Here is a 12271-nt window from a genome sequence, read left to right on the forward strand (position 1 = left end):
AATCCGATGAGGAAATATTTAACATTAAATAACGTAATGTGGCACTTCAAGACCAATTGAAAGCAAACCGAGACTATTTATCAAATGTTCGAGACCATTTCGACACGAACCAAGACCAATTTGGATAAAGCCGAGACCATTTCTCTAAGTAAAGAGTTGGCTTAAAGTGAGATAGATAATGCAATAAAAAAATATTTTTATTATTAAGCTAACCAAGAATTTGATTTTAGAACGATATTTTAATCAACAATTAAATTTTGGAGCCTAAAAAGGCCTAAAATGCCCAAAAACACGCACTAAAATGGGAATTATGCACTTTAAAGAAAATATGATAATCTAAATTTGAGGTGATCATATGATAGTAAAAAAATATTCCACAACACCCTACACGGAAGCATTAAAAGTTCTAATAAAGAGATTGAACAGAAATCATCCAAGGTACCTTGATATTAAAGAAGAAATACGGCAAAAAACTGCGGGAGACATAGGAGAAGAAGCAGTGATGCGTATCCTAGAACAAGTAAAATTGCCATATAGGTTCTACGTATTCCACAATATTTCACTATTTTCCGAATCTCTAATTCAAATGGACGTTCTTATTATTACACCTTATTATGCATTGATTCTTGAAGTTAAAAACATAAGAGGAGAATTAACATTCACAACAAACCCTTCGCAACTCATTCGTCAGCTAGAAAATGGCGAAATTAATGTATTTGATAGTCCTGTAATACAATTAGAGGAATATGAATACCAACTAAACCTTCTTTTCCAGAAAAATAATATTCCCCTGCCAATCTTCGGAGCAATTACATTCGCATTTTCAACAAGCTACATAAAAGCCTCTCCATTAAAAACAACTATATTAACAAGAAAACAAATCAAACCATTCCTTAGAAAAATGAAGACTGGAAAACCACTCCTTACAAATAATGAACTAGATAATCTCAAGAACTATATTTTAAAGGCACATAAGGAATTTCAACCTTTTCCATTAATAAGTTACATTTCTATTAATCCTGATTCGATTATCCAGGGAGTCGAATGCAGTTATTGTAGCTTAATTGGAATGAAAAAGGTCCAACACAACTGGTTTTGCCCAAAATGTAAAAACTATCAAAGGAATGCTCATGAAAAAACTTTGATAGATTATTTCTTAATTTACAAGAACACGATGTCTAACATAGAATGCCAACACTTTTTAAAACTCGACAACAAACATCAAGCTACAAGAATTTTAAAAAACACTATGCTCGTAAAGACTGGTCGATCTAGAAATACAAAATATAATATCAGATCTCCTCAATAAAATTCCATTATATAGCACTTCGAGACAATACAACTCCAAACCAAGACCAATTATCCTAAGGTCGAGACCATTCCTAGCATAATAGCAACCATTTCCTGAGTAATCGAGACCAAAAAATTCCTTCGACAAAAAAAGCACCATGCATGTATGAATGCACAGTGCTTTACATATATTATACGAGTTGAATTGCTTTCTCTGGGCTTTCGCTACCGATTCTTTCAATATCTGCACCAAGTGCTGCAAGTTTTTTGTCGAAATCAACGTAGCCGCGGTCTAAATGATAAAGTTCAGTTACACGTGTTATACCTTCAGCTACAAGACCAGCGATAATAAGTGCTGCTGCTGCGCGTAAATCTGTTGCTGCAACTTCTGCACCTTGTAAATTAGATGGAGACTCCATAATTACGGAACGTCCCTCAATCTTCATGTTGCCGTTCATACGTCTGAATTCTTCCACATGCATAAAACGATTTTCAAATACAGTTTCTGTGATGATTCCTGTTCCATGAGCAGTCATCATCAATGCCATCATTTGAGATTGCATATCCGTTGGAAAACCAGGATGTGGCATTGTTTTAATATCAACTGATTTTAATGGTACTGATGAGCGTATACGCAGACCATGATTTTCTTCCGTTACTTCTACGCCCATTTCTTGCATTTTTGAAATTAGAGCAGTCATATGCTCTGGTACAGCATTTTCGATTAGTACATCGCCTTTAGTAATTGCAGCTGCAACCATGAATGTTCCTGCTTCAATACGATCAGGGATGATATGGTGCTCTGTACCGTGTAATTCGGAAACACCTTCAATACGGATTGTATCCGTTCCGGCACCTTTCACGGATCCACCCATTTCATTGATGAAGTTCGCTAAATCGACAATTTCCGGTTCTTTTGCTGCATTTTCAATAAATGTGATGCCTTCAGCAAGTGCTGCGGCAGTCATAATATTTTCTGTTGCCCCTACGCTAGGTACGTCCAAATAAATTTTTGCACCTTGTAAGCGTCCATTAGTTTTTGCTTCTACAAAGCCATGTCCGAACGAAATTTCTGCACCCATAGCCTCAAAGCCTTTTAAATGCTGATCAATTGGACGTGAACCTATTGCACAGCCACCTGGAAGTGCAACACGTGCAAATCCATTGCGCGCTAATATTGGACCCATCACAAGTATAGAAGCACGCATTTTACGCACATACTCAAATTGTGCTTCGCTTGAAAGTCTCTCTTGAGAATCAATAATTACTTGATTTAGTTCTGGATTGTATATAACTTGTGTATTTAAACTTTTTAATACTTCATTTATTGTCAAAACATCTGCTAATGTAGGTACGTCTTTAATTATATTTTGTCCTTTGGTGGCAAGTAAAGCAGCAGCAAGAACTGGTAGAACAGCATTTTTCGCGCCTTCCACTCTCACATTTCCTTTTAAAGTTTGACCGCCCTTAACAACGATTTTATCCACTTCGTTCCCTCCACGTTCTTATCCTCATTTGCTCTTATATAATCGAAAATATGTATGATGTCATCATTAGGAATTACAAAACAATATACATCATACAACGAATTTCGCGTATATACAAGCATCAAAAACACTATTTTCAACTGCTAATTTAGTTCAATTTAATTGCTATAGTATACGTAATACCCAGACTTTTCGTGTAGATAATCTTAAACTACCCCAGTATGTTTCACATAAAACCTAATCGACAAAAAATTTCCCAGGAAATAAGAGGAGATTCTACATGCTCATACAAACTACTCCATTATTTGCATGAGCATAAAGAATCTTTTACCATTAATTAAATAAAAATGGTAATTGATTTGACCAATTCGTTAGATTTAAGAAAAAATTTGCAACAGTTGAACCGATCATTATACTAATTAAAATAAATAGTAACTGTGCTTGAAAAACTTTATTTTTTTTAATTACTTTTTCAATCATCATTGCCTGAAGTGCATAAAAGGAAATTCCAATAAAAAATACATTTGCTAAAATAGCAACGATCGCCTGTTGGCCATCTAATAAAAACATTTCCATCCTCCTACATATAAACTAGAATAGTAGCAAAGTGCCTTATAAGATAAAAACGGGCAGAAACAGTTCTGCCCGTTTGTTTAATCTTTAAAATCAATCGCCTGCACGATAGACTCCCCACAAAATCCATGCGGAGTAGACCTTATTGATCACTTGGATAATAAGGTTAAATGTTACCCTCATAAACGTTGATACGATTCATCGCACGTTTCAAGGCAAGTTCAGCACGATTAAAATCAGTTGAATCTTGCTTATGTTGAAGACGTTCTTCAGCACGCTTCACCGCTTCTTTTGCACGAGTTACATCGATATTTGAAGCAACTTCAGCAGATTGAGCTAAAATCGTTACCTTTTCAGGTCGAACTTCAACGAATCCACCGTTTACTGCTACGTACTCTGATTTTCCATCTTTTTTCAATTTAACTGCACCAATTACAAGTGGCGCAACCATTGGAATATGGCCAGGTAAAATACCGATTTCACCAGATGCTGTTTTAGCGATAATCATGTCTACTTCAGAATCGTATACCGGGCCGTCGGGAGTGACAATATTGACTATAAGTGTCTTCATATTTTTTCCTCCTGGTCCGAATTATTATACTTCTACGCCCATGCTTTTCGCTTTTTCTACAACTTCTTCAATGCGTCCCACTAAACGGAAAGCATCTTCTGGTAAATGGTCATATTTTCCTTCAAGAATTTGTTTGAATCCTTCAACAGTTTCTTTAACTGGAACATAAGAACCTTTTTGACCTGTAAATTGTTCTGCAACATGGAAGTTTTGAGATAGGTAGAACTGAATACGACGTGCGCGGTTTACTACCAACTTGTCTTCGTCCCCTAATTCATCCATACCTAAGATTGCGATAATATCTTGAAGCTCTCTGTAGCGTTGTAATGTATATTGCACTTGACGTGCTACATCATAATGCTCTTGTCCTACGATTTCAGGTGAAAGCGCACGAGAAGAAGAAGCTAAAGGATCAACCGCTGGGTAAATACCCATCTCAGATAATTTACGTTCTAAGTTTGTTGTCGCATCTAAGTGAGCGAAAGTTGTTGCTGGAGCTGGATCCGTATAGTCATCGGCTGGTACATAAATCGCTTGGATAGATGTAACAGAACCAGTATTTGTAGACGTGATACGCTCTTGTAATTGACCCATTTCAGTAGCAAGCGTTGGTTGGTAACCAGCTGCTGATGGCATACGACCTAATAGAGCCGAAACCTCAGAACCCGCTTGAGTGAAACGGAAGATATTGTCGATGAATAAAAGTACGTCTGCACCTTGCTCATCACGGAAATATTCAGCCATTGTAAGACCAGTTAAAGCTACACGCATACGTGCACCAGGTGGCTCATTCATTTGACCGAATACCATTGCCGTTTTCTTAATAACGCCAGAATCGCTCATCTCGTGGAATAAGTCATTTCCTTCACGTGTACGCTCACCAACACCAGCGAATACCGAAATACCACCATGTTCTTGAGCAATGTTGTTGATAAGTTCTTGGATAAGAACTGTTTTCCCTACTCCGGCACCACCGAATAGACCGATTTTACCACCTTTGATATATGGAGCTAAAAGGTCTACTACTTTGATACCTGTTTCAAGAATTTCAACTTCTGTTGAAAGATTTTCAAATGTTGGTGCTTGACGGTGAATTGGGTCACGACGTTCTTCAGTCGGAATTTCTTCTCCTAAGTCAATTACCTCACCAAGAACGTTAAATACGCGTCCTAAAGTTACATTACCAACCGGAACAGAAATTGCTGCACCAGCATCTATTACCTCTGTACCACGTTTAAGTCCGTCAGTAGATGACATTGCGATTGTGCGAACAGAATCATCTCCTAAGTGTAAAGCTACTTCTAACGTTAACGTAGTTGGTGCTTCGTTTGGACGTTCAATCCCTACAGTTAATGCATTATAGATTGCTGGTAATTGGCCGTTGTCAAACTTTACGTCAACAACTGGACCCATTACTTGTAGTACTTGTCCTTTGTTCACTACTGTTCCCTCCTGTCTTACTTACTTTCTTTACCTATTCTAGAGCCGATGCACCGCCGACAATTTCCGTAATTTCTTGCGTAATCGCAGCTTGACGTGCTCGGTTATATACTAATGTTAAGTTACTAATCAAATCAGATGCGTTGTCTGTCGCGGATTTCATCGCAGACATACGCGAAGCATGTTCACTTGCTTTACCGTCGAGTAATGCACCGAAAATTAGGCTTTCCGCATATTGAGGAAGTAACACTTCTAGAATTGCCTCACTTGAAGGTTCAAATTCATAAGAAGCAGTTGTGCCTTTTTCTACTGCAATATCCGTAAGTGGCAGTACCTTTTTCTCCGTTACTTCACTGGAGATGGCACTGACAAAGTGGTTATAGTACATATAAAGTTCATCATATGAACCATCCGTGAACATACCAACAGCTCTGCGCGCAATTTCTTTAATATCAGAAAAAGCTGGTTGGTCAGGTAAACCTATAACTTCCCCGATTACATTAGAACCACGTTTTACGAAGAAGTCACGTCCCATACGACCAATTGCCAGAATTACATACTCATCTTTTGTAGCGTGACGTTGTGCTATTGCATTGGAAACAGCGCGAATAACGTTACTGTTGTAAGCTCCAGCTAAACCACGATCAGAAGTGATGACAAGATATGCAGTCTTTTTTACAGGACGGGTAGTTAACATTGGATGTCCACTATCACTTGTACCTGAAGCAATTGCACCGACTACCTCTTGAATTTTACCCATGTAAGGAACATATGCTTTTGCATTCTCCTCCGCACGGTTCAACTTAGAAGCAGAAACCATTTGCATAGCTTTTGTAATTTGACTTGTTTTCTTAGTTGACGTAATTTTGCTTTTAATGTCGCGTAATGATGCCACTGGTATTTCACCACCTTTTTGTTTTTTTCACATCGACAAAGATATTATTCAGATTTTGCGAAAGTTTTTTTGAATGCAGAAATAGCATTGTTCATATCTTCATCTGAAGGAAGAGCTTTAGTCGTGCGAATATGATCTAAAACGTTTGTGTGGTTTGTATCTAACCAGCTACCTAATTCTGCTTCAAAGCGAGTGATATCTTTAACTGGGATATCATCTAAATGGCCACGTGTTAGAGCATATAAAATCATAACTTGTTTTTCTACCTTAATAGGAGAGTTCAAGTCTTGTTTTAATACTTCTACTGTACGAACACCACGGTTAAGTTTCGCTTGAGTTGCAGCGTCAAGGTCTGAACCGAATTGGGCAAATGCTTCAAGCTCACGGTATGCAGCTAAGTCAAGACGTAGTGTACCCGCAACACTCTTCATTGCTTTAATTTGAGCTGATCCACCTACACGGGATACGGATAAACCAGCGTTGATCGCTGGACGTACACCAGAGAAGAATAAATCAGATTGTAAGAAAATTTGACCATCTGTAATCGAGATTACGTTTGTTGGAATGTAAGCAGAGATATCTCCCGCTTGTGTTTCAACGAATGGTAATGCAGTGATTGAACCTGCACCTAAAGTTTCATTTAACTTCGCAGCTCGCTCAAGTAGACGGCTGTGTAAGTAGAATACATCCCCTGGATATGCTTCACGACCTGGAGGACGTTTAAGAAGTAATGAAAGTTCGCGGTATGCAGCAGCTTGTTTAGATAGATCATCATAAACGATTAGTACGTGCTTACCTTCGAACATGAATTCTTCTGCCATAGTTACACCAGCATAAGGCGCTAAGTATAATAATGGAGCTGGCGCAGATGCAGATGCAGTTACAACGATTGTGTAATCTAAAGCACCTTTTTTACGAAGTGTCTCTACTACGTTACGTACAGTCGATTCTTTTTGACCGATAGCAACATAGATACAAATCATATCTTGGTCTGCTTGGTTAAGGATTGTATCAATCGCAACAGATGTTTTACCTGTTTGACGGTCACCGATGATTAACTCACGTTGTCCACGCCCGATTGGTACAAGAGCGTCAATCGCTTTAATACCTGTTTGAAGTGGCTCATGTACAGATTTACGTGCCATAACCCCTTGTGCAGGACTTTCGATTGGACGAGATTTTGTAGTTGCAATAGGACCTTGTCCGTCAACTGGTTGGCCAAGTGGATTGACAACGCGGCCAATCAATTCTTTACCAACAGGTACTTCCATAATACGGCCTGTTCGACGTACTTCATCGCCTTCTTTGATGTCTGTGTATGGTCCAAGGATAACGATACCAACGTTGTTCGCTTCCAAGTTTTGTGCCATACCTAAAACACCAGTTGAGAATTCTAAAAGCTCTCCAGCCATGACGTTGTCGAGGCCATGAGCACGCGCGATACCGTCACCAATTGTGATTACTGTACCAACGTCGCTAACTTTCATCTCAGATTCATAATTCTCAATCTGCTGTTTAATCAAGACACTGATTTCTTCAGCTTTGATGCTCATGTATGTCACCTCTCAAAATTCATAATATTAACCGATCAAGTTACGTTTTAAGCGATCTAATTTAGTACTTAGAGTGCTATCGTAAATGCGGTTTCCGATTTGAACACGAATTCCACCAATAATAGATGGATCTACAATGTTTTGAATACGTAAAGATTGTTTACCTACATTTTTTGCAAATACAGATGAAACGCTTGCACGTTCCTCTTCAGTTAATTCACGTGTAGTATATACTTTCGCTTCTGCAATACCTTGTGCTTCATTCGAAAGTGCCATAAATTCAGAAATAATGTTTGAGACTTCCCCTAATCTCTTTTTATCAATAAGCACTAAAAGTGTATTGATAACAATAGGATTAGCATTTGAGAAAATTTCACGGATTAACTCTTTTTTCTTGTCTAATGAAAGCTTTGGAGATGTGAATAGTGTTTTCAAATCTTTATTACCATTCCAGACAACTTTAAGTTCACGTAAATCATTTTCTACTGATTGAAGCTCGTTTTTTTGTTGTGCTAGTTCGAACAATGCGATTGCGTAACGCTTTGCTGCAGTTGAATTACTCAATTAACTTCGCCTGCCTTCGCAATCGTTGCCTCGATTAGCGCACGATTATCTTCTTCCGAAACTTCTTTTTCAAGAACTTTGGACGCTGCAAGTACAGAAAGTGAAACTACTTCTTGTCGTACTGCCGCAATCGCTCTTTCTTTTTCTGTATCGATTTCACGGATAGCAGATTCTTTTAAACGCGTTGCTTCAGTACGAGCAGTTGTGATAATTTCTTCACGAGACGCTTCGCCTTGCTTTTTCGCATTTTCTACAATCGCTAGTGCTTCCGTGCGTGCTTCTTTAAGTAAGTCACGTTGTTCTTCCAGTAATCGCTCTGATTCTTGGCGGCTAGATTCAGCTGCTTCAATTTCACTTGCGATTAATTCTTCACGCTGAGTCATAATCCCCATTAATGGACCCCAAGCTACTTTCTTTAAAAGTACAAGAAGTAAAATAAAGAAGAATAATGTAGCAAAGATATCCCAAGTGTTAAAACCACTATGGGCAGCTTCAGCACCCAGTACAAGGTAATCAAAAGACACGATTGTTTCACTCCTTTCAAACACTAATAAGAGAACTTGCTTTTATAATTTATACATCTATTCATTGTTTTCTAATTCATAAAGAGAATGGCGGATAAGTACCCGCCATTATAGATTTATTGTAAATACTATTGATTTAATACGATGAACGCGATAACTGCAGCGATGATTGGAATCGCCTCAACTAATGCTACCCCGATGAACATAACTGTTTGTAACGCTCCACGTGCTTCTGGTTGACGAGCGATACCTTCTACTGTTTTTGAAACGATTAAACCGTTACCAATACCTGCACCAAGTGCACCTAAACCGATTGCTATAGCTGCTGCTAAAAGACCAACTGAACCTACCATTGTGTAATTTCCTCCTTGGAATGTTGTTTTTTTTATTTATTTCTGCCTAGTTTCCTAAACAGTTATATTAATGGTCAGACGACACTTTATGTGACATATAAACCATTGTTAACATAACGAAAATGAACGCTTGGATTCCGCCTATGAATAGGGAGAAACCTTGCCATGCCATTGCTGGGAGAATTGCTCCAACAAAGCCGAAAATACTAGAAGTTGCTAATCCTGCGATCAGTCCTAAAAGAACTTCCCCCGCATAGATGTTACCGTATAGACGAAGACCGAGTGTCAACGTATTTGCAAATTCTTCTATAATCTTTAATGGAAATAAAAACGGAAGTGGTTTTAAATATGTATCTACATTATATTGTTTAAAACCTTTCATTTGAATTCCATAGTAGTGCGTTAAAACGATAATCATTACGGATAATGTCATTGCAACCGTTGGATCTGCTGTTGGTGATTTCCACCAAAGAACCCCATCATACGTGATGGCAAATGGAAGACCTAAAACGTTTGCTACTGCAATAAACATAATTAGCGTGATCCCAAGTACATGGAAACGCCCACCTGTTTTCCAGTCAAAGTTGCTCTTAATAATGCCCTTGACGAAATCCATAATCCACTCCATGAAGTTCTGCATACCAGTCGGTCTCATTTTCAAGTTTCTTGTCGCAATATAAGCAATTAAGAATACGATAAGTGTAGTTATCGCAAGCATTAAAATGTTTGACCAGTTTCCATAGAGTCCTAAAAACTTGAACGTTGGATTTGCATGTTCCACGATTCATTCACCTCTCTTTCACAATCTCATAGTTAATATCTTGCATGAAACACAATTCTTTCTACTAATAGTAGAATATAGGGAATCATTAATCCGATAACTGCGCTGACAAGATGGATATATTCTGGAAATGAAATAGCGATTGCAGCAACCGCAACGCCTGAAGCGAAGCGAATAGTTGAACCGAGACTTGCTCGTCCTTTTCCATTTGTCAACACTCGATCAAATTTCTCCATTCTACGTAATAGAATCCAGAAATTATACAGACCAAATAATGAACCTACTGCTAAGCCCGCAAATATTGTTGAGTATGGGGTAAATCCCCAACCTAGCGCACATGCTACGAGCAAAAAAAATATGTACTTTTTCTGCTTCGTAAAAATAAGTTGCATTTCCTTCATGGGTCTTCAGTCTCCTGAATCATATTTTCGAATGGTAGTAATGATAGCAAACACACCAACCAAAAAGGCCAGTAAGTAAACATATTACTAAAAAAAACGGAGTGGTTCCGTAGGTTTCATCTATTCACATCACTGTGAATATACCTATTAAGATGGAACCTACAAGCTGTGAGAGAATCGCAGTATACATTGCTATCCCTTGTAACGGACGTCTATTTGGACGCATAAAAGAATCCTCACGTTTTTTCCTTTATAAGTAAAAACTGTGAATCTAGTAGAAAGTTGATACGACAAGTGTTTCGAGCATGAAACCCCTATCATTGTTATCCTTTGTAAGCATACAATAGGGGAAAAATGATGTCAATTAGATGTAGTGAAATTCTTCACATATACTTCACAATTGACATTTTATCGACAAATTTAAAGAAAGTAGATTTGAGAATAATACTAATCGGATCGATTTACCCATTTATTTCGTGCCGAACAATCTGTCTCCCGCATCTCCTAATCCAGGAACAATATAGCCATGATCATTTAGTTTTTCATCTAATGCTGCAATGTAAATATCTACATCTGGATGAGCTTTCTTCAATGCATCTACACCCTCTGGAGCAGCAATCAAACACATAAACTTAATGCTCGTTGCACCACGTTTTTTCAAAGAGTTAACTGCCTCAATTGCAGACCCCCCTGTTGCAAGCATAGGATCTACTAATATGAAATCACGTTCTGCAACATCTGCAGGAAGCTTCACATAGTATTCAACTGGTTGCAATGTTTCTGGATCACGATAAAGACCGATATGTCCAACCTTAGCAGCTGGGATAAGTTTTAAAATCCCATCTATCATCCCAATACCTGCACGTAATATAGGAACAATTCCTATTTTCTTTCCTGCAAGTACTTTAGAAGTCGTGTTTTGTACAGGAGTTTCTACTTCTGTCTCCTCTAACGGTAAATCACGTGTTATCTCAAACGCCATTAGTGTCGCAACCTCGTCTACGAGTTCACGAAACTCCTTTGTTCCAGTGTTTACATCACGGATATATGTAAGTTTGTGTTGAATAAGTGGGTGATCAAATACAAATACTTTTGGCATATGGCGTATCTCCTTCTCGATTTATTTGCAATTCTATTAATTATACCAAAAAAAGTTGACTACATACAGTAATCCTACGTTCTTAATATTGCGTCTATTTTTCGTTGACATAGGTTTGTAAAAATATTGACCTTGACTGAATGCGACAACTTTATTTCGTACTCCTCACATACTGCCCAATAGTCTTTTTATACATTCATTTGAAAATAAAATATAGGTGTATGAAGCTATTTTCCATAGGCTGTAGAAAGACTTGAACATAAATTAGTCTTTCTGAAGTCTACCGATTAGTAAGAGTAATAGTACGGAAGAATGAATGGTACAAAATGGTAAAAAAATGCTATATGGTCAGAAAACTTTTTATGTGGACAGAAAAAATTTTATACGGACAGAAATTCATTTATCCGGACACATAGTTTATCTATTCGGTTAGAAATAATTTTATACGGACGGAAAGGTAGGAAAGGCTTACCAGTTAGTAGATACTACTAATCTAGAAGAAAGAACACTCCTGCCGGCTTTCGTCTGTCTCGCTTTTCACGCAGGAGTCAAACGGACGCTTCTACAAACTAATAAAATGCCACTTTATTAGTTTCTAAATACTCAGGAAGTATAATTTAAAGTAATATTAACAACAACTGGACTTTATTAAGCAACCTGGGCAGGTTTGTTGAAGAAGGAGTTACTCAAGCAGCTAACTTTGGAAGTTTCCTCAGTAAAATTTGAGTGTGAAGATTTAT

13 protein-coding genes are annotated in these 12271 nt (G+C 37.9%); 1 reads left to right on the forward strand and 12 read right to left on the reverse strand.

All coding sequences use genetic code 11. The annotated features are described in order from the left end of the window. Positions 1 to 355 precede the first annotated feature (355 nt). Positions 356 to 1309 (forward strand): nuclease-related domain-containing protein, encoded by a 954-nt coding sequence (locus WAX74_RS04380; RefSeq protein WP_336496442.1) that lies wholly within the window; start codon positions 356 to 358, stop codon positions 1307 to 1309. 172 nt (positions 1310 to 1481) lie between these two features. On the opposite strand, the gene murA is transcribed toward WAX74_RS04380, so the two are convergent. The 12 genes from murA to upp all read right to left on the reverse strand — a co-directional run bounded on the left by murA (position 1482) and on the right by upp (position 11531). Beyond that, positions 1482 to 2777, reverse strand: coding sequence for a UDP-N-acetylglucosamine 1-carboxyvinyltransferase (gene murA / locus WAX74_RS04385; protein WP_336496443.1), 1296 nt, complete (start codon positions 2775 to 2777; stop codon positions 1482 to 1484). A gap of 333 nt (positions 2778 to 3110) precedes the next feature. Beyond that, a complete protein-coding gene (locus tag WAX74_RS04390) occupies positions 3111 to 3347 on the reverse strand; it encodes a DUF1146 family protein (protein WP_413788917.1) in 237 nt (78 codons plus the stop codon). A gap of 169 nt (positions 3348 to 3516) precedes the next feature. Beyond that, positions 3517 to 3921, reverse strand: coding sequence for a F0F1 ATP synthase subunit epsilon (locus WAX74_RS04395; RefSeq protein WP_336496445.1), 405 nt, complete (start codon positions 3919 to 3921; stop codon positions 3517 to 3519). A 24-nt stretch (positions 3922 to 3945) separates the two neighbouring features. After that, complete coding sequence (gene atpD, locus WAX74_RS04400; RefSeq protein ID WP_336496446.1) at positions 3946 to 5361, reverse strand: F0F1 ATP synthase subunit beta; 1416 nt, start codon at positions 5359 to 5361, stop codon at positions 3946 to 3948. A gap of 34 nt (positions 5362 to 5395) precedes the next feature. After that, entirely contained in the window at positions 5396 to 6256 is an 861-nt protein-coding gene (locus WAX74_RS04405) for a F0F1 ATP synthase subunit gamma (RefSeq protein WP_336496447.1), read from the reverse strand. A gap of 44 nt (positions 6257 to 6300) precedes the next feature. Next, complete coding sequence (gene atpA / locus WAX74_RS04410) at positions 6301 to 7809, reverse strand: F0F1 ATP synthase subunit alpha (protein WP_336496448.1); 1509 nt, start codon at positions 7807 to 7809, stop codon at positions 6301 to 6303. Positions 7810 to 7836: 27 nt separating this feature from the next. Further along, positions 7837 to 8373, reverse strand: a complete 537-nt coding sequence (locus WAX74_RS04415) for a F0F1 ATP synthase subunit delta (protein WP_336496449.1) — start codon at positions 8371 to 8373, stop codon at positions 7837 to 7839. Then, positions 8370 to 8897, reverse strand: coding sequence for a F0F1 ATP synthase subunit B (gene atpF / locus WAX74_RS04420; protein WP_336496450.1), 528 nt, complete (start codon positions 8895 to 8897; stop codon positions 8370 to 8372). The genes WAX74_RS04415 and atpF overlap by 4 nt, the downstream gene beginning before the upstream one ends. Positions 8898 to 9025: 128 nt before the next feature. Continuing rightward, complete coding sequence (gene atpE, locus WAX74_RS04425) at positions 9026 to 9250, reverse strand: F0F1 ATP synthase subunit C (protein ID WP_142537926.1); 225 nt, start codon at positions 9248 to 9250, stop codon at positions 9026 to 9028. Between the two features lie 67 nt (positions 9251 to 9317). Then, positions 9318 to 10031: a F0F1 ATP synthase subunit A gene (gene atpB, locus WAX74_RS04430; RefSeq protein ID WP_336496451.1), complete on the reverse strand. Its 714-nt coding sequence runs from the start codon at positions 10029 to 10031 to the stop codon at positions 9318 to 9320. 32 nt (positions 10032 to 10063) lie between these two features. Beyond that, positions 10064 to 10432: an ATP synthase subunit I gene (locus tag WAX74_RS04435; protein WP_336496452.1), complete on the reverse strand. Its 369-nt coding sequence runs from the start codon at positions 10430 to 10432 to the stop codon at positions 10064 to 10066. Positions 10433 to 10901: 469 nt separating this feature from the next. Next, a complete protein-coding gene (gene upp, locus WAX74_RS04440) occupies positions 10902 to 11531 on the reverse strand; it encodes a uracil phosphoribosyltransferase (protein ID WP_336496453.1) in 630 nt (209 codons plus the stop codon). Between the last annotated feature and the right edge of the window lie 740 nt (positions 11532 to 12271).

It is taken from the genome of Psychrobacillus mangrovi, assembly GCF_037104765.1.
GTDB classification, from domain to species: domain Bacteria; phylum Bacillota; class Bacilli; order Bacillales_A; family Planococcaceae; genus Psychrobacillus; species Psychrobacillus mangrovi.